The 22,313-nt window shown below is 50.0% G+C and carries 21 protein-coding genes and 2 pseudogenes; 12 read left to right on the top strand and 11 right to left on the bottom strand.

The window, feature by feature from the left end; all coding sequences use genetic code 11:
• Positions 1-2 precede the first annotated feature (2 nt).
• The 3 genes and pseudogenes from ACA062_RS10170 to ACA062_RS10160 all read right to left on the bottom strand — a co-directional run.
• A complete protein-coding gene (locus tag ACA062_RS10170; RefSeq protein WP_497456243.1) occupies positions 3-2,162 on the bottom strand; it encodes a hypothetical protein in 2,160 nt (719 codons plus the stop codon).
• Positions 2,155-2,934, bottom strand: coding sequence for a tyrosine-type recombinase/integrase (locus ACA062_RS10165; RefSeq protein WP_497457396.1), 780 nt, complete (start codon positions 2,932-2,934; stop codon positions 2,155-2,157). Before ACA062_RS10165 ends, ACA062_RS10170 begins: the two co-directional genes overlap by 8 nt.
• 21 nt (positions 2,935-2,955) lie before the next feature.
• Positions 2,956-3,147 (bottom strand): annotated as a pseudogene (locus ACA062_RS10160) (site-specific integrase); the annotation flags it as partial.
• 28 nt (positions 3,148-3,175) lie between these two features.
• On the opposite strand from ACA062_RS10160, the pseudogene ACA062_RS10155 reads away from it, so the two are divergent.
• A pseudogene (locus ACA062_RS10155) lies at positions 3,176-3,367 on the top strand (chromosome partitioning protein ParB); the annotation flags it as partial.
• Entirely contained in the window at positions 3,367-4,269 is a 903-nt protein-coding gene (locus ACA062_RS10150) for a plasmid partitioning protein RepB C-terminal domain-containing protein (RefSeq protein WP_497457395.1), read from the top strand. The pseudogene ACA062_RS10155 and the gene ACA062_RS10150, both read left to right, overlap by 1 nt.
• Positions 4,270-5,449: 1,180 nt before the next feature.
• Here ACA062_RS10150 and ACA062_RS10145 read toward each other — a convergent pair.
• Both ACA062_RS10145 and ACA062_RS10140 read right to left on the bottom strand, forming a co-directional pair.
• Positions 5,450-5,758, bottom strand: a complete 309-nt coding sequence (locus ACA062_RS10145; protein WP_497456242.1) for a hypothetical protein — start codon at positions 5,756-5,758, stop codon at positions 5,450-5,452.
• A gap of 720 nt (positions 5,759-6,478) precedes the next feature.
• Complete coding sequence (locus ACA062_RS10140; RefSeq protein ID WP_497456241.1) at positions 6,479-6,934, bottom strand: hypothetical protein; 456 nt, start codon at positions 6,932-6,934, stop codon at positions 6,479-6,481.
• Here ACA062_RS10140 and ACA062_RS10135 point away from each other — a divergent pair.
• Positions 6,933-7,988, top strand: a complete 1,056-nt coding sequence (locus ACA062_RS10135) for an AraC family transcriptional regulator (RefSeq protein ID WP_497456240.1) — start codon at positions 6,933-6,935, stop codon at positions 7,986-7,988. The genes ACA062_RS10140 and ACA062_RS10135 overlap by 2 nt on opposite strands.
• Before the next feature lie 207 nt (positions 7,989-8,195).
• Here the strand turns inward: ACA062_RS10135 and ACA062_RS10130 are convergent, their stop codons facing one another.
• Both ACA062_RS10130 and ACA062_RS10125 read right to left on the bottom strand, forming a co-directional pair.
• On the bottom strand, positions 8,196-8,504 hold the full coding sequence (locus tag ACA062_RS10130) for a hypothetical protein (protein ID WP_497456239.1): 309 nt from the start codon (positions 8,502-8,504) through the stop codon (positions 8,196-8,198).
• 714 nt (positions 8,505-9,218) lie between these two features.
• On the bottom strand, positions 9,219-9,476 hold the full coding sequence (locus ACA062_RS10125; RefSeq protein ID WP_497456238.1) for a hypothetical protein: 258 nt from the start codon (positions 9,474-9,476) through the stop codon (positions 9,219-9,221).
• Between the two features lie 280 nt (positions 9,477-9,756).
• On the opposite strand from ACA062_RS10125, the gene ACA062_RS10120 reads away from it, so the two are divergent.
• Positions 9,757-10,167 carry a response regulator gene (locus tag ACA062_RS10120; protein WP_497456237.1) on the top strand — a complete coding sequence of 137 codons (411 nt, stop codon included), beginning with the start codon at positions 9,757-9,759 and terminating at the stop codon, positions 10,165-10,167.
• On the opposite strand, the gene ACA062_RS10115 is transcribed toward ACA062_RS10120, so the two are convergent.
• On the bottom strand, positions 10,132-10,458 hold the full coding sequence (locus ACA062_RS10115) for a DUF1652 domain-containing protein (RefSeq protein WP_497456236.1): 327 nt from the start codon (positions 10,456-10,458) through the stop codon (positions 10,132-10,134). The genes ACA062_RS10120 and ACA062_RS10115 overlap by 36 nt on opposite strands.
• A 176-nt stretch (positions 10,459-10,634) precedes the next feature.
• On the opposite strand from ACA062_RS10115, the gene ACA062_RS10110 reads away from it, so the two are divergent.
• From ACA062_RS10110 to ACA062_RS10100, 3 genes are all read left to right on the top strand, one after another.
• Positions 10,635-10,844 (top strand): hypothetical protein, encoded by a 210-nt coding sequence (locus ACA062_RS10110; RefSeq protein WP_497456235.1) that lies wholly within the window; start codon positions 10,635-10,637, stop codon positions 10,842-10,844.
• A 187-nt stretch (positions 10,845-11,031) separates the two neighbouring features.
• Positions 11,032-11,292: a hypothetical protein gene (locus tag ACA062_RS10105; RefSeq protein WP_497456234.1), complete on the top strand. Its 261-nt coding sequence runs from the start codon at positions 11,032-11,034 to the stop codon at positions 11,290-11,292.
• Positions 11,293-12,185: 893 nt separating this feature from the next.
• Positions 12,186-14,585 carry a DUF4238 domain-containing protein gene (locus tag ACA062_RS10100; RefSeq protein ID WP_497456233.1) on the top strand — a complete coding sequence of 800 codons (2,400 nt, stop codon included), beginning with the start codon at positions 12,186-12,188 and terminating at the stop codon, positions 14,583-14,585.
• A 108-nt stretch (positions 14,586-14,693) separates the two neighbouring features.
• Here ACA062_RS10100 and ACA062_RS10095 read toward each other — a convergent pair whose 3' ends face one another.
• Complete coding sequence (locus tag ACA062_RS10095; protein WP_497456232.1) at positions 14,694-16,094, bottom strand: DEAD/DEAH box helicase; 1,401 nt, start codon at positions 16,092-16,094, stop codon at positions 14,694-14,696.
• Positions 16,091-16,681: a VspR family transcription factor gene (locus ACA062_RS10090; protein WP_497456231.1), complete on the bottom strand. Its 591-nt coding sequence runs from the start codon at positions 16,679-16,681 to the stop codon at positions 16,091-16,093. The genes ACA062_RS10095 and ACA062_RS10090 overlap by 4 nt, the downstream gene beginning before the upstream one ends.
• 104 nt (positions 16,682-16,785) lie before the next feature.
• Here ACA062_RS10090 and ACA062_RS10085 point away from each other — a divergent pair, with 104 nt between their 5' ends.
• Positions 16,786-17,007 (top strand): helix-turn-helix domain-containing protein, encoded by a 222-nt coding sequence (locus ACA062_RS10085; RefSeq protein ID WP_090182941.1) that lies wholly within the window; start codon positions 16,786-16,788, stop codon positions 17,005-17,007.
• A 79-nt stretch (positions 17,008-17,086) separates the two neighbouring features.
• Here the strand turns inward: ACA062_RS10085 and ACA062_RS10080 are convergent, their stop codons facing one another.
• Positions 17,087-18,127: a hypothetical protein gene (locus tag ACA062_RS10080; protein ID WP_497456230.1), complete on the bottom strand. Its 1,041-nt coding sequence runs from the start codon at positions 18,125-18,127 to the stop codon at positions 17,087-17,089.
• A gap of 111 nt (positions 18,128-18,238) precedes the next feature.
• Between ACA062_RS10080 and ACA062_RS10075 the strand changes: the two genes are divergently transcribed.
• The 4 genes from ACA062_RS10075 (at position 18,239) to ACA062_RS10060 (ending at position 22,132) form a co-directional block, all read left to right on the top strand.
• Positions 18,239-18,526, top strand: coding sequence for a hypothetical protein (locus ACA062_RS10075; RefSeq protein ID WP_090182938.1), 288 nt, complete (start codon positions 18,239-18,241; stop codon positions 18,524-18,526).
• Positions 18,527-18,786: 260 nt separating this feature from the next.
• Complete coding sequence (gene istA / locus ACA062_RS10070) at positions 18,787-20,337, top strand: IS21 family transposase (RefSeq protein WP_497456229.1); 1,551 nt, start codon at positions 18,787-18,789, stop codon at positions 20,335-20,337.
• Complete coding sequence (istB, locus tag ACA062_RS10065; RefSeq protein WP_497456228.1) at positions 20,334-21,077, top strand: IS21-like element helper ATPase IstB; 744 nt, start codon at positions 20,334-20,336, stop codon at positions 21,075-21,077. The genes istA and istB overlap by 4 nt, the downstream gene beginning before the upstream one ends.
• Before the next feature lie 242 nt (positions 21,078-21,319).
• A complete protein-coding gene (locus tag ACA062_RS10060) occupies positions 21,320-22,132 on the top strand; it encodes an inositol monophosphatase family protein (RefSeq protein ID WP_497456227.1) in 813 nt (270 codons plus the stop codon).
• Positions 22,133-22,313: the final 181 nt, after the last annotated feature.

Genomic DNA, 22,313 nt, shown 5'->3' with positions numbered 1-22,313 from the left:
ATTTAACGTATAATTGGAGCAGGAAACACGTTATTCAGTAACAAATCTCGTCCCTCACTCACTGTTTTTTTATCAAACCGTTCAAGAATGGCGTCGACATAAGCAATTTGCATTACTAATGCGCTTGCCCTGAGGTTTTCAATAGTTGAAATCTCGTCTAACTGCTTTGCGCACTCGTCTCGATAAGATATGAGCAACGCTGCTTCTACCGGACTGATGATAATTATGGTAACTTCATCACGCTCTAATTGCCCAAAGGGCGTAATGCTCCATCCTTTTTTCTGGTGAGCGTCTAATAGAGAATCAAACTCTTGTATGTCACTCATATTCGGCGCATCGGCTCCCCATCCTAGAGATTCTTTAATTTGCTCCACCGTCAGAAAAATATTCTTTTGGCACAAATCCTTTATTTTCCTAGCGTCAGCGACCATCAGTTCACCTACAGCAGTGGCGAATGCTGCGCGCTTATCTAACCGATATTTAGTAGTACTCGCATGAATATAATAACGTTCCTTGACACCGGGAGAATGCGCAGTTGCCGCAGCTCCCACAACTTCCTCCGAATATCGCTCAAAAGCTTCTTCACTTTTGCTTCTACCTGCAACATCACTGTGTCTTGAATCTTCATCCAGAATCGCGCGAGATTGAGCGATTATATTCACCGTAACCGATTGCCTCGTTTTATCGCAAATAATCTCCTCTCTATTTTTTGATGCAACTCGTTTTTTGCGCAAGCAATCATTATGGATAGAAATCTGCTCAAGAATTTTCGCGAATGAAGTAACTTCCTCGTTGGCATCTTGCATTTGATCATAGAGCAATGTATGCGGCAGCGAGGCGAGGATTAAAGGCTGGAAAAAACAGCTCTCTATTACTTGAAGAGAACCAGGCGCTGTCACATCAAAAAGCATGTCGCCAGCATCAGGAAAGAGTCTTAAAAAATTAGAGCGAACGTTGGCGTAATCCGAGTATGCAACATACCTAATTGAGGTTTTAGGATGAAGAGGAGTTTGATGATGAAACTGTCCAGATCGCCCTTTGGTATAGTCGACTGATACAGAACTTGGAAGTATTTTTATATCGGACAATAGCAAATTATTTATCCCAGACTGCTGTATGCGGTCTGTTGCCAGAAGCCAAGCAAAACAGATTTCCTCAGCAGGCGTATGCTTGATTAAAAATAGGTAATCCAAATTTGTAAACAATAAAGGAGTTGGCCATATCGTGTTAGTGTATAAAAGCCCTCCCCTAGTCGTTAACCCTGACTTGATGTAGGTGTCAGCTTGCAAAATAGAAAGTTTGTCACCAAAACCACACTGGTTTCGAATAAAATTCACTTGATTGCATAGCAAAAATTCTTTAAGAGCGGGATCTTCGCTAGCAAGAATTGCTGCCGCCATGTGTTTGTAATCACGCTTATAATGCCCACCAGAGGCAGTCCACTTTAGTTTGCTGAAATCCCCTTCACATTCACTTAAAAGCTTTTGTAACTGACGTTCTACCGCCTTATTAGCGCGCAAGCTATTTCGAAACTTATTCATCAACTTCAAAAAGGCGCCACAAAACCTCATACATGACCGAACTAGAGCTCGCTCGTCTCTGGTTATCCCAGTCGTAACCTGACTTAAACTTAGATGTGTTTTTGAACGAATGTTGGGAACTGATGGAATATACGAACATATCTTCTGCAACTCCTCACGCAAATGGTAGTGCTCACTCTCCAAACACATATGCTGCATCGCCCACTGCACTGCCTGCCTTAGTTGCGCTATGTATTGACAAATAGACGATGCAGCATGCTTCTTTCGCTTGAGATATGTGTGATAACATTCAACAATATCCGCTGGCAGCGATTGCGCTCCTATAAACTCGTCTTGAAGCCACATAAAGACCCTGGCCACAAGTCTAAACTTGGAATAATTTGCATCAAAGTCATCAGTTTGTGTTTGCGTTAGGTAATTCAGCAGTACAATACAAAAAGTACACATTCTGAATATTCCTGGAGATTCAATGTAATGCTCAGTTTCTTTTCCTTTACTGGTGCTTCGCGCGATAACTTTCGCAAATGTCTGCGAATAAGAAATGGGCGGTTTTGGTTTCTGATGTGCAGTGCCCTCGATTAGCAAAAGCTTTGATGAATCACCCACGTGATACTCAGTCATTTTCCAACGCCTTCCGAACGTTTTCCCGGTGGTGGATCAATGCGTCAAATACAATGTATTCTCGTGTTGTGGCTTCCTTTGTGTGCCCCATCTGCTCTGGAACGTAAAGCCAAGGATCAAATCCGTGCCGATAGCAAAAATCGACTAAATTAGTGGCATACGTATGTCGTAAACAATGAAATGTTAAGGTTTTGTAAATTTCGGCACTTACGTAATGATGAGCAGCGGTGTCTTCGGGTAGCTCTCTAAGCATTCTAGAAATTTTGTGCTGCATAGATCGACTTGCCGACGTGAAGGTATCAGTTGCGTATGACGACCTAAGTTCTTTTCCATGCGCAGAGCATATAAGTGGCCCATCGGGAATATTGTTTCTACGCCGGTCAATAAAATATTTTATTTTGTTTGTTAAGACCGGCGGTAGGTCAACCATTCTGAATTTGTTACCCTTACCAAAAATTTTAACCACAATTGTTTTACTTCCAGCTGCTCCAGCCTTTGAAATCAGATCCTTCAGTTCAGCCGTATCAAGATTACGCTTGTCAGTAACTTCACTTGTACGTAATCCACCGTGAAATCCAAACTGCAATGTTAGCTCGTTGCGCTCCCTTATGAAATCTGATTGCCCGCTTACTCCGCTGAGAGTTTGATCAAAAAGAACTCGATCAAGATATTGGTTTTTCAAGTTAAAATTTACTTTCCATTTTGTTTTTTTCCTTTTTTCTTCCTTTCCAAGCTTATAGTTAAATTTAAACTTTTTTGGTTTACTCAACATACCATTCTCCCAAGCGAATTTATAAAAACCGGTATAAGTTGATGTTTGCCGATCAATCGATTCCTCCTTGAGCCCCCTTCGCATTATTAACTCGAGATGGATATAACTACTAATGTCATTATCTGTTAACTTTCTCCAATCCATCTTCGTCTGCTTGCAATAACAAAAAAGGCTTTTTAAATCTACAGCGCTTGCCCTTTTTGAATGAAGAGACCTTCCTTCCTTTGCCTCTGAAAGTGCCTATCAAGTCGAGGTTCGACGCCAGAAGGTGATGATCAAAAAGTCGGACATCAACGAACAACGGCTGCTGATCATCGTCACGGCGATGCGCAAACTGCTAACCGATGACTATTTCAGGACGCTGCTTCGTAACGAAGAAATTCCGGATATGCCCAAACCACTGGCCGACCGGATAATGGGAGAGACGCCGTGATTACAGAGGTCAAGCAGGCATTCGAGCAGCGTGTCATTGCGATTCCCCTAGAGCGAATCCTACCCTCGCGCAAGGTCGAACAACTGACACCCGGAAGTAAAAAGTACGCCAGCATTTTGAGTTCCATAAGAGAACTCGGAGTCGTTGAGCCATTGGTGGTTCACCCCAAGCCTGTCGTCGCCGATGGAGTGACTTCGTTCATGCTTTTGGATGGGCATTTTCGGTTAGAGGCACTCAAGGCATTGGGGGCAACTGAGGCGCTATGCCTGATTTCGACCGACGATGAGGGCTTTACCTACAACCGGCAAATCAACCGACTGACACCGATCCAAGAACATAAAATGATCATTTCCGCTCTGAAAAAAGGCATCGCAGCTTCTCGCGTTGCGGCGGTGCTTGGGATCAATGTGGAGAGAGTTCACGAGAGAGAAAATTTGCTGAAAGGCATAGCGCCTGAGGTAGCAGAGATGCTGAAGGTTCGCATGGTATCGCAGGATGTGTTCCGTGCCCTTCGACTGATGAAGCCCATCCGCCAGATTGAAACAGTTGAAATGATGATCTCTGCCAACTGCTTTACGAGAAATTATGCACGAATGGTCTTGGCGGCGTCGCGACCGGAGATGCTGGTTGAGAAGAAGAAAAAACCAAGTGACGTCAGTGCCGTTGACATAGCCCGCATGGAGCGGGAGATGGAGAACCTCCAGCATGATTACAAACAGGTTGAGGACACACTGGGTGAGACCATGCTGGTCTTGGTTGTGGCCAAGGGTTATCTCGTGCGTATCCTTCGCAATGATGCCATTGCCGGCTATCTCACTCGCTACTATGCGGAATTGCTTGAGGAGCTGATGTCTATCATGGAAGCCGTAACCTCCGATGCCAGGCAGTTAGAACGAGAGTAACGACCTCCCCTGTTCTCTGCCAGGTTGCCTGGCGCAAAATCAACATGAATGTGCCTGGAGTACCGAGCGCATAGGCAAATTACTACCGCGAGGACTGCAGTTCGCCGCAGGGTTGTGTCGGGTCTCTTGAAAGCCGTCAGCGCTATGGCACTTCCTTGGGTGCGTGAGCAGCAGAGCTTCTTCTTGATAGCCTCTGCTCGACATTCCTTGTAACCAAGAAATGCAAAGCCCTAAACACACTGAGGCGCCGTCCCTCCCAAGCGAAAAGCACCATGCGCTGTCATAAATTGTCTCAGCTCAGTCCTGCACAGCGGTTGAAATCATGGAGTCATGCCGGTACTTGTAGAGCACCATTCTTTAGCAGGGAACGCCTCCATGCAGCCACGATTCAAGGTCATCAAGACCACCAGACTGGGCGATGGCAGTAAGCAATACAGGGTTGTAGATCTCGTGGAAGGAGGCTCAGCTAGCAAGCATGGCGTATTCGAAGTCAGGGCTGATGCAGAGGCTGTTTGCTCGCTATTGAACGCCGAGCATCCACGGGAGAGGAGCGTACGTTGCGGCACCGCTTGACCCCGCTGATCTGCTGGGGGCCAGAATGCCTAACGTCGAGTAACCGCCTGGCATTGGTCAACGTCTAGAGGATCGGAATGGATCCTCACTCTGACAGGACACTTTGTAACCGCTCCAGGTTAACCCGCTGGCACTCACGCTCAGCTTCCTCTCGGGTCTGATAGGTTGGCTTAAGCCGAAGCTTTTCCTCATTATCATAGAGGTTGAAGCCTATAGGGGCGGTTTGGCAGTAAAAGCGCGATCCGACGCGTATCGAACCCGTTTCCGTTGGGATTGCAGGCACCACAACAAATCTCGAAATCATCTTCACTTCCTCTCCAAGCTCCCCTCACCATTAGTAGCTATTGGCCACCAAAGCAAGCAGCCTTCCGCAGTTTCCGATGAGAAGCACAAGCAGCCTTCAGAGGTAGGCAGCATCTTGAAAAGGGATGCGTCGTTTTTGATCAAGTGCCCGCGCATCACCTCACCCCTACGTTCAGTAAAGTTTCCAATAATTGACTACGATTGTGCGCTACGCCCCTAAAGAGGCCGATAGAAACAAGCCATTCGCCGTAGCAAATCCCGTTCGGATAGGTGCCTCTTCACCAGTGGAATCTGGGTGGAACTTTCAAGCGCTGCTGACCCCATACAAAAGGCCCTCAAAATAATCGGGTGAGCAACTCTGCGCATTGCGGCACAGTTCCGCAGTGGCAATTGACAGGAGATCCAAATGCTTCTGCTCACGGACATGCAGCGCGCGTACCTCAGGAAAATACGAGCCCTCAGTGAAGACCAACAGGGCAACGAAGTCTTTGCTGGCCTGACGCTCGAGGAATCTATGCGATTCAACTTTTTGAGCGAGTCGCTCTTGGGGCAGAAGCATCGGACGCAGGAAGACGTCGACGAGTATCACTCCCTTGTCCAGAAGCACGAACATACCCGGACTCAAATGCTAAGCGCAGAGGTGGAGGCCCAGCAGAACAGATCGGGGCGTCATTAAACTCATCTAATTTCGTATGATCTGGGCGGCCACCCTGGTGGGCGCACGTGTCCAAAACTTCGATGGCCTGTGATCATGCATTCAGGTAAGGGTCGGCCTTATTCGAGTTGACCGCTCACAAGAAATAATCTCGGACTAAGGAACTGTATTTCACATTCCGTCCCTCCTTCGGCCTGGCTATCCCATCCGTAAAGTCGACCCCATCGATCGGTGCGCCTGAAGCATCTGCTCTTTGAGCCCGTTCCGCATGTTGCTCGACGAGTTAAATCGTTGTCGATTTCGTCGGCGTCTCGCAGTGGCGCATGGTAATGGACTGCTCAAGCGTGTTTGGCCCCCTGCCCCATACGTAATTCATATCCCTATCATGGCGTGATTTGCTGAGCAGCATCGCTTGCCCACTTCGTCGTTACACAAAAAATTTACATAGGTAGGCCATCATCGTCAGGACGATCACCACACGGCGCGTTTTTGACATTCGATGACTCCTTGGAGGCCTGCCAGCTGCGCAATTTCAGCTACGATTGCTGATGGAAGAACATGAGGCTATGACCCTTTTGACTTCCATATGAGCAAACAGTCCAAGGCCTGAGCTCGTGAATCTCACCCATTAGTTCCTCGTTGGAGCCGATTGGCCTAGCGACGTCGCCATGGAGAGGTTTACTGGTGGGCATCGCCTTGAAATTGTAGCTGTGCGGAGACGTTTCTGACCCGAGCCGGCCTGCCAATGACACAGAGCAGGTTGAGCAAAAAAAATAAAAACAGATCAAGCAAAATGGTACTGCAATGAATGTCACGCGAAAGTCCCCTCAATCCACATCCTGTCTCAACCTGGCCCTTCAGCGAAACAACCTGCTTTTCAGCGAAGCCCAAAGCTTGAGCTGCGCGGCCCTGGATATCCTGGATCGGCCCTACCTGGATACGGCCGCCTTCAGCCAGTACCAGGAAAAGCGCCGACATGCCGATCTTAAATATGATCACGCCATCGAGCACCTGCGATCGCTCATGACGCAATACCACCTTCCCCGGCATACCCAACATTTTCGATAACACAAGGCCGCCGATTTGGCTTAAATGGCCATGGATGTCTGATTCAACAGGGAGATGAATCGTCATGTATAAAATGAGTGCAGGTTATGCCTGCGTGCTGGTGAAAATGCTTTCGGCGCGAGGATTGGATGTCGACCGTCTGTGCCAGGAGTCTGGGCTTGATATGGAGCTCGCAGCTATATCGGGATCATTCTGCGAACGAAGCACTATCTACCGCCTATTGGATCTGGCGGCTCAGGCTTCCGGCGATCCAAACATCGGTTTGAAATCGGCCGAGCACTTCCATCCAGGCATGTTTCAGATCGTCGGCTATACCATGATGTCCAGTTCGAACCTCAAAAATGCATTCGAACGACTGGCTCATTTCAGCCCGTTGATCGGCACAGGTTTCACCATGTTTGTTGTCCAGGAACAACAGCATTACCGCCTGGCCACGTTCGATCACCATCAACGCGGCTCGATCAAACCCCGCCAGTACACCGATGCCAGCCTCGGAGCCCTGCTAGGTGTTTACCGCTGGCTGAGTGGCAACAAATCGTTGAGACCGCTGTGTGTGGAATTTAGCTATCCCCAACCCAAAGACATCCATGAGCATCAGCAGTTGTTTGGCTGCGAGCTACGTTTTGGGGCAGCCAATGACAGCATCCTGTTCGACGGCGAGGAGCTACTGCGTCCGTTGCGCATGGCCAACGAAGCATTGGCCAAGCTCCATGTAAGCTATGCCAACGGTCAGCTTGACCTGCTGAATGACTCCACCGTGGTGTGCAGGATTCGTGCGCTGATCGCCGAACGCCTGAGCCAGGCGCAAACACAGCGCCAATGTAATATGGAATCGATTGCGGCCGCGCTGAGCATCAGCAAGCGAACATTGCAACGGGCACTGGAGAAGGCAGGCACGCAGTTCACGAATATCCTGAACCACATGCGTCAGCAGCTGGCCGACTTCTATCTGCGCCATTCCCATTTCAATATGCAGCACGTGACTTACCTACTTGGCTTCCACGACCACAGCAGTTTTCACAAGGCTTGCCTGCGCTGGTTCGGCATGACGCCCGGTCAGTATCGAGCCTGTCAAGAATCACTCGAGGCCAAGGAAAACAAGATTCTTCTAGCCCATTAAGGGAGGTGTTATGCCGTGGGGTGAGCGCCTTGGTGCTCACCTTGGTTTACGCCTGGCGAAAAATCATCCGCCGGAAAATCCCAGGCCAGTCTTCGCAATATTCAGGTCAGGGTTTGGTACACCTGCGCGTAGGTGTTGCGTCATCACCCATGTCTAAAACGATACCTTAGACTGTGTCCTTACATCTCGGGCTAAAAGTGACTGAACTCACCATTGATTTGAGGCATTGCCTGCTTCTTTTAAGCCTGGATAATCATCGAGCCCAGTCCCAGCGTCAACGTTCGTCAGCTCGTGGACGGGTCTATGAACCACCCCTGCTTCAGCATCAGCACGCATCTGTTCCAGTTCTTTGATGAACGCTTTGTCTTGAACCGTGGGCTTCGTGGTGTATCGCTTGCGTTCAGGTTCGGGTTGGGCGGCATACGTCGTTACCGCATCAGGATCGCTCTGCAGCTTTTCTTTAACTTGAGCTTCCAGCATCGCACGAAGTGCGTCTTTATCTGGGGGAATTAGCAATTTATTACTCCAGTGACAGAAAATTAGAGGCAAAAAGAGCTATGTCATTTGGCCGCTGATGAAATCAAAATTGTAGTTTGCTTCAGTGAACACGCCAGAGATCGACAGCTCCCACCGACGGGCTCGAAGTTTCAGACAGAATTTCGCCGGCTCGCAGAATTTATACGATTGGGCGCCAATCGACAAAGCTGCGCCTCCCGTTCTGAATGGACGATTTGAAGCCGTTCCATGTTGTGCCGCTGGCACTCATACTCGGCCTCCGCTCGGGTCGGATAGGTGGTCTGCAGCCGCAGCTTTTTCTCGTTGTCGTAGAGGTTAAAACCTACGGTCGCGGTTTTACAGTAAGAACGCGTTCCGTTGCGCATGGATTCCGTATCCGTGGGTAATGCAGGAACAACACCGAATCTCCAGGCCATCTTCACGTCCTCTTCGAGTTCACCGTCGGGCCACTCTAACTACTAACTATTAGCGGCTACGGGCCACTACAGCAAGGAACGTTTATGCGAATCCGATGAATAGCTCGAGCTAGTGCTATGGCCCTCGACGGCACATGTGCACTGTCGCTTTGGCAGAACACCTTTCTAAATTATCCTTGCTAGCTCCGTTCAGCGCATATGCGCGCTTTCTCTGATGTCCCCGTCTGCCTTATGACTCCGCCTTTGCCACCTTTTCTCTCGGAAACCTCAGCACTGCATGGGCGACTTTTACGCTTCATCATTCGGGCGGCCATCCAGGTAACCTTGTCTGATCGTTGCGGGTGGTAACGTCCAATTCCGCCAGCATCAGTCTAAAAGCCATCATGCGCGTCGAGCATAGCTTCCGCTGAACAGTAAGAGCTTCACGCATTGCCGAAACCTCCAGAGCATAGGCGTGGGCTAATTCCCGTTCCTTTGTGCACTGGAACGCAATCGAGTCCTTGGTCGGTGTCGAAGATTGGCCATCCGCTGATGGAAGTGAATCGCTGATAGTCATGATTATTCCAGTATGGGATGGCTGGTACCTATCCAGACCAAAATCCGTAGAACGATTCTTAACTCCGATGACGGGCGGTGACGGTTATCTTAGAATCGGTCATCTGGACTGGCGGCTGGGCAAAGGAAACGACCCGCCCTCTGCTTCACCGTAACCAGCCAACGTTGATCGGAGACATTAAACGAATTGTTTTCAGGGTCGCGCATCTCGAAATAGAGCATAGACTCAGAGTCTTACTTCAGATATGTCGGCACGTTTCGCCCGGCTAAGGAATCAATGAGTGAACGTAAACTGGGAAGGGATATTGCCGATTCAAGGAGAGATTATCGTCATCGAAGACGACCCGACGTTGCGTTCGCTGATGGTGGATATCGTGGCGGAAATAGGCGCAAAAGCAGTGGCGTTCGACACCGCTGACGATGCGTTAACCTATCTGCTGGAAGCGCATGATCAGTGCCGACTGGTGATCGCAGATCACGGTGTTCCAGGACAGATTCAAGGTATCGAATTCATTGAAATGGTCAGAGGTAGATGGCCGTACATCGCTGCAATTCTGACGTCCGGGTATCTGATTGACCCCGCGACAGTACCTGCATCAACCATATATCTGAACAAGCCCTGGTCACTGGACGACCTAGTCATCGCGGTTGCGTCCCTACTGCAGCCTGATCACCCCATCCGTAAGACTTGAGTCGATGTGACTTGGTGGCTCTGATGCTGCGAGTCCAGCATTTACCGCCGCGATCACGCAGATCTTTTTGCGCGCCGCCATTTCAATTCTGAGTTCGCCGATCAAATTCGAGATCGCCCGACTGGACGTGAGAGCCGATGCCAACACGCCGGGGACAAACAGTTCGACATGGCCCGAGGAAGGTTCAATCATCTTGATCAAAAGCGCCCCCTTTGGGTTCACCGTGCAGGTGCAGGAGCGTGGTAATAAACCGCTCTCAATGATATGTCGGAGCTCAAGAGCAGAGATCATGACGTTCCTTCGAATGGGGAATTTGCACTCAGTCTTGTCTAGGAAACCCAGTAGTCAAGGAAGGCGCGGAAGCAAATTCACGACCAATTGTTTCGCCTGCCCTGGCGTTGAGGTGACGTAGCCGATCCTTCAATTTTTTTACTGCTACGCTTGGGCTTTTTCATGGAGGAAAATCGATGCCAAATTCAGACCTGCTTCCATCGTTGCTTTTCAAGATCAATCAAAACCAGCTCGCCCTCGAAGCCGCGATCATGGAGCTCACTCTGTGGGTCGAGCAACGCGGATCAGCGGAGGTCGCAGGTAATGTTCGCGGTGCTTTAGACACGATCAGCAAGAACGAAAAGTTCATCAACTTGAGCCTTGCGGTGCTCATGGCACCTGAGTGATCTACCAATAGTCACGGGCCTGGCTTGCGGCCAGCGCACTCGATCATCCTAATAAAATGCACGCCAAAGTCATGGGTCTTGAGTTATCCGTCCAGCCTTTGCGATGAACTCAACCGTCACACGTTTCGTCTAGAACATAAGGGCCGAAACCTAAGCCCGCATCCCGGTAAGTTTCAAGGACATCGCCATGACGACTATCACCGCACGCTTGAATTACATGCGCGACACCCTACTGGGCCCAATCGCAAAAAGCGTTGAATGCAATGTCGTCATTACGCCTATCACGCCGGGCGCTTTTCAGGTGCAGGTGCTATCCCCAGTGCCAGGTGACTTGCACAAGGCACATTCCTTGACCATTTTCATTTCTCCAGGAGAACACCTAATTGGTACGGTCGCTCACACGCGCAATTTAGATAACGGTGATTTGGAATTGCAGATCGACGTATGACAATCCATATCTAGGCTGACGGCTACTTCCGAGAGGAATGCCGACATCACGGCACGACTTCACCCGCTTACGCTTTCGTTCGGTCTCTACGATGTGAAAGCTACGGATCGAGTCCCCACATTCATGGCTGGCCGCAATCGGCCATAACGTACAACTGGATAATGTCTCCTTTGGGGTCGTCGCTTGTAGCTGTTCGAAAGGCAGCAATCGGCCAAAAAGCCGCCATTCCGTAGACTAAAAGCCTACTCACTGTGAGCACATCTCCGCTGCGCTTGGCCGCATTCCCACAATCCCCACCGAGGACGCCATCAAGGCACTTTTTTGGATGCGGCAAGCTCAAAGTATTGCGTTCGTCGTTATATGACCGCTGAAGATGACATTTTTATTACAATCCAATGACAAATCTCGCGGATCAAAAGATGAAAGTCAGAGCTACAGTCATTTGCGAGAAAGACAGACGTATACTGCTCGTGGGTAATTGCACTGACTTGACCACTCGTTTGCATAGGACCTGACCAGCTGTTTGCATGGGACTTGACCAGTTGAGCTTCTAACCGTAATCGACCAGGAATGGTCATCAGCCGCATTTCCCCTAGCAGTGTAAAAAACGGGTTTACACGATTCGGTATACCCGCTCGAGATTTGCCACTCCAGGCAATCAGCCAGTCCTGACTGGTTGGCTTCGAGTAGTTTCTCCAGCGTGCTGGCGTTATCGCGCAAAAATATGCTTTTGACCCTGTTCAACCGTGGACGGGAGTACGGGGGCTAGCTATCGTCGATAGTCATCATTCATTTTAAAGGAGGCCGCCCGTTAGGCTCCGTGATCTTTAGCGCCCACCTGACGATGTGAAGCCGGCTATGTATCAACCCAAGCCTCTGGAAACCTCTATAAAATGGACCAACACACCCACGAAAACCACTACGTACCAATCTGGTACCAGAAGCGTTTCCTTCCCGCGCCTGGAGCGCAGTTTTTCTATCTTGATCTGTCACCCACCATCTATCGGAATGGCCCAGGAAAATCGGTCTCCAAACGCGTCCCGAAGAGCAGCTTCAAAAAAACTGATCTCTACACTACCTGGCCTGGTGGACAGCCAAATGATGAAATCGAACGTTTGCTTTTTGGAGAGATCGACAACTCTGGAGCCGTTGCGATTCGTCAACTGACTGGTGGTAAGCCAGAAGAAGTTCATGATGCGTTTACGCCTTTTTTCGAGTACTTGGGTGCACAGAAGTTACGTACACCGAAAGGTCTAGATTGGATCAATGCGCACTACTCGCAGCTTGATCAGTTCGGGCTAATGAGAGAAATGCAGCAACTGTTGACACTGAACTTGACCATCTGGAGTGAAGGTGTTCGAGAGATCGTCTCCGCAGAAAAGTCGGACGTTAAATTCATCATTTCCGACAATCCTGTCACCCTTTACAACGCTGCCTGCCCTCCAGATGCACCGACATGTCACTACCCAAATGAGCCGTCCGTGCAATGGAACGGTACACAGACGATTTTCCCTCTAGATGCCGAGCATTGCCTAATCCTTAGCCACCTCGACTACGCGAAGCAGGCAGACGGTGTCGACCTGTTAGCCGAGAGACAGAATGCCCGCAACTTTGGAGAAAGCCTGGTTCGAACGGATGCATGGATCCGATCCAGGTCGCTGTCCAGAGAGCAAGTGCTGGCAATCAACTACCTTCTAAAATCTCGCGCCTGCAAACATGTGGCAGCGCCTGTGGAAGATTGGCTCTATCCGGAACAGGAATACGCCGGCGATTGGGGCAAGATCGCGGAAGTGCTTCGCCCACCAGCTGACGAGCTTTGGCATTTCGGCGGGGAAATGTACGTTGGGTACGAAGATGGCTCTACCCACTATCAGGACCCTTACGGGCGTACGTCAGGCAGCCATGAGTACCTGAAGAAATCGCCTCCCTCAGAACTCATCGATGATGAAGCCGAATGCGGTTGCGGTTGCGGTAGCGGGTATTCGTTTACAGCGTGTTGCAAGGATATTCCTGAAGCGCATAGGCCTACCTGGTCTGTTGCAAGCATTCGAGAGCGGAACCTAATGTTCGTCGGCAAGGTGAAAAACATCCTTGGACTGGACAGCGGCAAAAGCTGGAACGACGTGCGCGCAGAACTCAACGACGAGCACGTAACGCAAATTTATCGGTGCCTTCAAGCACTGTGGCCAACTGATACAAACTTCAGGGAGCTTTGGCCGCGGCCGGATCCTCGGATTTTCCGGGCGGTTTACATGGGGTGTATCGACCCTCGCACTGTGGTTACCAGTGTGCTGAGTTGGTCCAGCTACTTCGACGAGGTAGTTTTACTCAACCCGTTTATCAATCCGGCGTGTGTACGCCCCGAGTTCAGCCCTGTCGAAAACCCGTCTCAACACCGGGTGCAGACCCTGAAAAATGTAATGCTCCTACTGGAGCTTGAGCCCTTCATTCGGGCAGGTATAGTTCATTTTGTTCCTGACCCAGGGGAGGTGGAATTCGCTTTTGGTAAAGCGATACGGGACATGGCGCAAGCTCGCGTCAGTGATGCAGGGGACATTCACGATGACACCGGTATGTTTAAGCGGCTTGCCGAGGACGACACTGAGCGACTGTTCTCACGGCTACCACTTGGCTCTATCAGCAGTATCATCCGCCAATCGTCGCCTCATCTTAATAATGCCGCTGTCGATGAAATGGCGCGAAAGTTCAAGAAGCTTGGGGATGATGACCCATTGGCGCTGCTACAGCCGACTCAGCCAGGAAAGGATCATAGCCAGCTCATGGCGTTTCGCTGTGCACCGCTTGAACTTTCGATGTTCCTGGCGCAAGTGACCGGCGCCGCAATATTTACGGACCTTCCGATTTTCTGGCGGCAGTTGCATGCCGCAACGCAAGCTCAACCTACATCTACATACTGGCTGCCGTTTACAAATTTGACCGACCAGTTGCTCTTCTCCCTGGCAGAGGTACCGCACGAAATCTATCGAATGCGGACATCTGTAGATTTAGCCAATTTCCGAGCGGTTTTTAGATCTGTATCAAAGTTGCTTATCGCGCCTGAGGGCGAGATTGCAGGCCAAGTTGAGCAGCTTGCAAATGACACTGGTATTGCCTCTCTGGTCGCTCAGGATTTTTGGGCAAGGGAATGTCCCGCTGTTTTTACACGACGACTCAGAGTTACGATACCCGATGAAGGATTTGCCTATGCCGGTGTGCAACGCCAGGTCCTAACCTATGGACATGAGGACGCACTCAAGACCGTTCCACTAGCTCTGTTGATAGAATTGCCATAAAAACTGTATTTCGAATGTGGCAGCTTTTTCATGCGTACGATCTGCTCAAGCGGTTGGGATCTATCTGTAAACGATGACCCCTTTTTCGTTGAGCTCTTGAGCCTCTCCCTACAAATAGGCTAGCAATTGCTGCCTGAAATGCTGGGAAAAACTCACCTGGTAGCTAGGTCCAGTTGCGCCCACGCCTAGTGAGACGATGTTTGTAGGGGCGGCACCGATGAATTGCTGATCTTCGCTTTCAATGTTTTTACCCAGGCCATTGTCATTGCCAACCGGGTCACTCATTCCTAGTTCTGAGCTGAAGCTGAAAGCTGGCACCTGCACCTCATTTAGCACCGCCAGATCATCCGGCAAGTCTTCTGCAATTCGCTCGGCAAAGCCATGCAGCGTCGGCTCCGCTAGCATGAATAGCCAAGCCTGATTATCCGATTCACCTGTACGTCGAAGCACTCGTCCTAACACTTGCCGATAATGCAATTCAGTGCGGATGCGGCTGAGATAGCAGCACACTTGCAGGCGTGGTATGTCGGTGCCTTCACTGATCATCCCAACGGCGACAATCCAACGACAAGAACTTTGTCTGAATGCATTGATCACTTGCTGAGCATCAGGAGTTTTGTTGGTAACGATGCGGCAAGCTTCCCCTCTGGCATTCAGGGCCTGAGCAATTTCTTGAGCGTGCTCAATGTCGGTGGCTACTACCAACCCCGCGGCATCCGGCTTAGTCTCGCGAACCTCTCTCAGCTTGCTGCAGCCAAGATCGAGCAGTTGAGCGATCACCTCATTATGCCGAAGCAGTTCTTCGTAGGTGATTGGAGATTCTCCCAAGAGATTGGCAATGCTGGGAAACACCCTTACGGAGCTATCAGCACCTATTTCCTCAGTGAGTTTGACTTTCTTGTTGTCGAGTAGGGTAATTCGAGGAGAGCGACAAACACCGTCTGCAATTGCTTCTTTTAGGCCATAGCGGTAGTCGCAGATCAAGTGCCCTTCGGGTGTGGAGTATCTTGCCAATGCAATGGCTCGATCATCAGAGCGCCATGGGGTTCCGGAGAGGGCCAACGTAAAGGCAGCGCGATCCTGTATTCGGTGTAGGATCTGCTGTCCCCAAGCGTTGCAGAGCAGCGGATCATGGCCAGCACAGTGGTGGATCTCATCGAAGACCACGAGCACACGATAGTCATCAAGAAGCTGCCAGAAAGCTTCATCTCGATGTTCCATGGCTTGGTAGGTGAATGCCGCACCCGCGGCACCGATCCGACCGTCAAGGCGCCTGCCAAGTACGGCAGCAAAGGTTGAGCGAAAACCCTCCACAACCTGGCAGGACGGCGCGAAGCACAAAACTAGCTCGATTCTATCTTGCTCGAGCAATCGGCTAGCCAACTCTGCCGCCATACGCGTTTTGCCGGCGCCAGGCGTTGCCTGGCAGAAAAAATGTGGCATGACAGTAAAGTGGGCCAACGCCGTGTTGATACATCTGTGTTGCCAGTCTCGGAGCGATCTGATCATTGTGTGGCGGCTAGCGTCTTGAGTGTTTTCTCGATCGCGCGGAGATGGCCCAGCAAACGCGAACTGCGGTCTCTCGCTTCTAGATACTCGCTCTCGACCTTGTCACGCAGATACGGCATCTCATCCAGAAGCAGCTTGTACCGCTCCGCCTCGCCCATCGAAGACAGGAAGTCCAAACGGATTTCTTTATGGAGCGATTTTAAACGTTGATCTGAACCTGTCGGAGGGGCTAGAGGTGCGGCCGCATCATCGAGCACTAAAGGTTCCTGGTATGGTTCCGGCGCAGTTTTAAGGCTGCTCTCAAAGCCGTTATCGATAAGCTCCAACTGCAAGTGGGCCGGAATGGGTTGTAGGTGGTAGACCTGTCCCCGCGCAAGACGCTCTTCATCGTGTGCAAGCCAGCCAATGCGTAACATTCGGCGGATCTGCTCATACACATAGCGGCGCACATCACCGATACGAAAAGTCATGCCATCCAGGCGTTTGGCATACGCATCACGAAGTTCCCGAGTCGTAAACGTTGAATGCCCTTCCTCGTGAAGCAGCTCATACAGACGCTTATCGAAGATATACGAGGCAGATTTCATTGAGGCACCAGAAGAGTTAACGCAAAAGAAATACGGATTATAATCCGTGGCCCCTGCGTCCGCAAACACACGATAGTGCCGCCTCATGTGAAATTGAGGCGGGCATGGATACGTTGGCGAAAGCGTTAGGGGAACTCATTCGGGCACAGAGAAAGGCCCGCAGGGTTTCTCAAGATGCATTAGCTCTAGCCTGCAACATCGACCGTAGCTATATGGGGCGGATTGAGCGTGGTGAAGTAAACATCACGGTTGAGAAGCTGTATCGCATCGCAAGCGAGCTCGCTTGTGATCCATCCTGCCTATTACCTCAGATGTCAGAGCTGTAGATCTGCATCTAGTCAGGAGCTGCTCTCAAGAAGGCCTGAGGTTGCCACCACTGTCATCTTGCTTCGTGCACGCGTGCTGTCAGAGGAAGAGCTCAGCCGGCGGGAAGGGTTCTGAACGTCCTTCAAGAATACATTTCCAACCCCAGCTCCGAAATTTAGAGGCGCTCTCAAAGTCTTTGATATCCTCTGGTGAAATATCCTTAATGTCAGACCTAAGCTCAAATCTTGGTCTCATGGCAAACTCAACGTCCATCCCCATTTTACCGTGAATTAACCGATGCATAACTTTGACGCGCTGAGGCCATTCCAGGCTTTTCCCTCTGCGGCTTTTATTTTGATAAACCATTGCGTTCAAATAAGCTGAAGCTTGCACGTAGTCACTGCTCACCATCGAAACTTTCAAGTGAGGCAGCACTCCTAGGGGCAATATATGCCTAATAACCCAATCTAAGAATGGAAGTGCTATATGACGAGACTGCAGTTCAATTCCAATCATTAAAAGTACATTATGCAAAGTATTTGCCGCTTTTACAGCCGTGGAATCGCGATTTTGCTGAATTGCTTCAAGAATCAAGCAAATGAGGCAAGCCATACTGTCGAGACTGGCACGTTTTTCAAGCTTATCTAACAGCCGCTGTGTGACAGGTTCGCGTTTCGAATACGCACACAAACCTGAAAAGCCTGACGAATAGATCGCCTCTTGCACATCGACACTAAGTTCTCTCATGTGCGTGTCTAATTCGATATCTTTCTTGGCTACATGCCGCATTATTTCCCAAAGAGGGTGTTCCACTTCTCGAGTTGAACCAGGCGCAAGCAGCTCAACGCGTTTAAGCGTTTTCGATTTCGGGGTGTTGAGGTCGTTGTCGTAACCTTCCCACTTACTTCGATAATGTCGAATGGTCCCATCACTGTTTCGTTGGAACGACTCCTTTTCGAAGTATTTCTCCAGTGCATATGCGGTCGACAAGTGAGTGCGTTGCTTGAGCCCTTCGTACCAGTAGCGAGTTCGCATCGTATCAATCGGACTTCGTAGCGGCGATTTTTCTTCACTTGAAAAATTCCGCATCTCATCTGGAAACGCTGCATAGATTTCAGCTATCCGTTTAAAATCAGTCATTTACACCGGTCTCTCGAAAGTCCATACCGTAAAAAATGTAGAAGTCTTACGGCTGGAAGGCAAGAGCTTGGTTTATTAACATTATGCGTGACTACACGGGACAATTGCGTCATGCGAGAAGACATTGAAATAGAGGCTCTCGCCTCCGAATTGGAGGACGACCTTGTGGACCGTTACGGGCTTATGCTCGGAAGCAATGCGCTGTCGCGGGAGTTGGGCTACGCATCGCATGAGGCATTTCGCAAAGCCAAACAGCGAGGGCGAATCGAGGTGCCATTATTTGATGTGCCAAACCGACGCGGTTCCTTTGCGTTATCGAAAGAGGTGGCTACATGGATTGCCAAGCAGCGTTTGTCGCTTGCGAAGCTGCCAGACGGTATGCAGGAAGAGGCTCAATGACGTGATCGATATGATCTGCTACAGGAAAAAGAGGGAATGATATGAGAGCTGACTGAACCCTAATACGGTGGTTCTGGAGCACAAAAAAGCCCGGGGTTGGCGCCCCAGGCTTTTTTTGGTTATGTCAGGTTTCGACGCCAAGACATCGCTATTCTGTGTTCCCTTGCGTTCGGCGTCAAGCCGGCCAAACCCCGTTCATCTGTAAATTTCACACGGCGCGATTTGTGAGGCGTTCACACGCCTGTCGCGGGGGAGCAACGATGAAACTACCAGTAGAGAAGCAGCGCGAGGTATTGCGCCTTTTGTGTGATCTATCGCTTTCTAACCGAGCCATTGGCCGATTAGCGCAGGTATCTCACAATACGGTTCGTTCACTTCGAGATCAATTAAACCAAAGTGGCGAAACCTGGGAGAGTCTCAAGATTCTCGACAACAAAATGCTCACTGCTCGGCTATACAGCGACGCAAAAGAATCAGTTAATAGAAAAGTTTGTCCACAGTGGCTACATATCCACGAACAGCTTCAATTATCTGATATGACTCTGGAATTGTTATGGCAAGAGTATCGGGGAAATGAGCCTCTGGGAGTTTCTTATGCTCAATTTACGCGTCTCTATAAGGCTTGGCTAAACACCCAAAAGATCAGCATGAGACAGATACACTTACCAGGCGACAAGATGTTCGTCGACTTTTGCGGGCGAACGATGCCTGTAACAGACCCAGTAACAGGACTTGTCAGCAATGCTCAAATTTTCGTAGCTACATTGGGAGCTTCGGGGTACACATTCGCTACAGCCGTTTCAAGTCAGACGACTTCGGATTGGCTTCGTTGTCATGTGCGAGCTTTCGAGTTCTTTGAAGGTACACCCAAATTTGTTGTTCCCGATAATTTGAAGGCAGCAGTACTTAAGACGACACGTGACCAAATTATATTGAATCGTGCGTACTCCGAACTTTCAGAGCACTACGGCGTAGCCGTTACGCCAGCTAGGCCTCGAAGACCTAAGGATAAATCATTGGGTGAGATAGGCGTTCAAATTGTTCAAAGATTCGTGCTTGCGAGGCTTCGCACACGTACATTTTTCTCACTAGAAGAACTCAATGAGCAAATATTTCACTGGATCGGTGTTTTGAACGATAGGATTACTCGAACTTATCCAAAAAGCCGGATGACGCGTTTCCTTGAGATTGACTTGCCAGCTTTGCAGCCACTACCTGAGAAAAGCTACAACTACAGTCAATGGGTTTACCACGTCCGCGTGGGCAAGGATTACCACGTTGAGTTCAATGAGCATAATTATTCGGTCCCTTATCAGTTCGCAAATCAGATTGTAGACCTGCGCGTAAGCGATGAGTGGCTTGAAGTCTGCTTTCAACGGCAAATCATCAGCACTCATCGTGTAGGTCACAGTAGAGGGTTCAGCACATTAAGAGAGCATTTATCTCCCAACCATGGGTACTTTCAGGATTCCCAACCTGAAATGTTATTGGTATGGGCAGAGAGTGTCGGTCCCGAAACTTTATATTACGTCAAAAAAAATCTCGAGGATCGTAGGGACTTCGCCACTGGGCTCCGGGCTGTGGCTGCACTTAAGCGCGACGTACGTAAAGGAAAAATTTTGTCTTCTCGGTTGGAGTCGGCTTGCGCTTACGCCAATTCGTTGAACATCCTGAGCTCGGAACGCCTGCGATCAATTTTACGTAACGAGTCTGATCTGCGCCCTTCGTTCAGAGTTTCAACACCACTCATCGAGCACTCAAACATTCGCGGCGCCCAATATTACGCCACGCAAGGAGATGAACCGGTATGAAACAATCAATGAACACTTCTCAGGGGTTGCTGAGCCTTGGTTTGTCGGGAATGGCAATGGCTTACGAGCGCCAACTGGAGGAGCCATCCCTGATCAAACAGCCCTTCGATACACGATTGGGTCTGATGATGGAGGCAGAGACATCCGAACGCGAGACTAGAAAGATTGAGCGCTTGCTAAGAGCAGCCAAGCTGCGCGAGTCGGAAGCAACCCTTGAAAATATTGAATTCAAAGCCAGTCGGGGGCTTGATCGCAATGAAGTCATTGCTCTGGGTGAATGCGAATGGCTGCGACGTCGACAAAACTTAATCATCACCGGTGCAACCGGTACCGGAAAAACCTGGTTGGCTTGTGCCTTTGGAAATCAGGCCTGTCGATTTGGCAAAACTGTGGTCTATCGCACCGCCATAAAATTATTCGAAGAAATATCCCTATCTTGGGCGGACCACACGCTCCCGAAACTGCGTCGTCAATTGATCCGAGCCGAGCTACTGATCATTGATGATCTTGGTATTGGAGGCATCGATGCACAGCTTGGTCCATTTCTCCTAGATGTTATTGATCAACAGGCTCAAAATGGCTCGTTGCTAATCACCAGCCAATATCCAAAGGAGAAATGGTACGACCTGTTCTCTGACCCAACGATTGCAGACGCTATCCTTGACCGAATCGTGCACAAATCTCATGTTCTTCAGCTCAAGGGTGAGTCTATGCGCAAGGTCAAAAGCCGCAAGCGCTAAGCCTTTCGCCAGGCGGGAGGTGGGGCTGGTAGTGGAAGCGTCAAAAGCCCTCCGACCGGTGATGTCCAATGCACTGGTCAGATCGAATGCAATTGGTCAGATCGAATGCAAATGCCTGGTCAAATGGTATGCAACTAACTGTTTTGTAGGATGTTTCATGGATGAAGCCGTCTGCCCACGACCTATAATGTTTCGGCTGCGTTTGAGGAATTCACTGGCGGCCGTCATTTTTTTGGAGCGTTATGGCCAGTCAAAATCTTTCAAATCTCCTCGCTCAAGTCACCCAGATCGTTGAACTCACAGGCGTTTTGCTCTCGAAGGAGTGGAATCGTGCGGATGGACCCCGCGGCCAGGGCGACAAGGCCTTAGTTGACGTAGAAATCGAAGATATTTTGAGGCCTGAACTTCTCAACCTACTTGGGTGCGATTTTTGGGGTGAAGAGACGGGGCACTTGCTCACGGGGCATGCCTGGTGTTGGGTTGTAGACCCAAACGACGGCACAAGTGATTTCTTGAAGGGGCTAAAGGGGTCTGCTCTGTCGGTGGGTCTGCTGCATGAGACTATCCCAGTGCTCGGGGTTGTGTATGCCCCTGTCACTCCTGAGGGGCTTCCTGATTGCATCGGTTGGGCAGAAGGTGTTCCACACTTGATTCGCAACGGCAAACCAGTAAGCGTACGTCTTGCTGATAAAAAGCTCTCGAAAAGCAGCACAGTAATGGTCAGCGCCGCGGCGGTGAATAAACCGGAGCTCAATCGTGAGCTGTGCGCACCGGCGTGTTTTCATGCAATGCCGTCAATTGCATACAGACTAGCAAGAGTCGCCGTCGGCGATGCTGTATGTGGTGTCTCGCTCTATCCTGTCTCAGCTCATGACGTCGTAGCTGGGCATGCGCTATTGAGAGGTGCAGGAGGGGTGTTGCTGGACGAAAACGGAGTCTGTATCCGTTACACGACAGAGGCCGAAATGGCGACTGTATCGAAACGATGCTTCGGCGGATCACCTTCAGCGTGTCACAAATTAGCAACTCGTGAATGGGAACGAGTGCTTCGATAACATTTCATACGAAAGCACAGCTGCGTGTTCCGAGTACAACCTGCGTACCCCGTGTAGTGTCATCAACGCTTCGACGTTCCATTGTATGCGAAATTGCACTCCACTTGAGCACCCGTTTGCATTCGACCTGACCAGTCATTTGCATTCGTTCGGGCCATCGATTGCATCGGATTTGACCAAC

This window comes from Pseudomonas sp. LBUM1679, from assembly GCF_059695565.1.
This window is presented reverse-complemented; position numbering and strand designations above follow the sequence as displayed.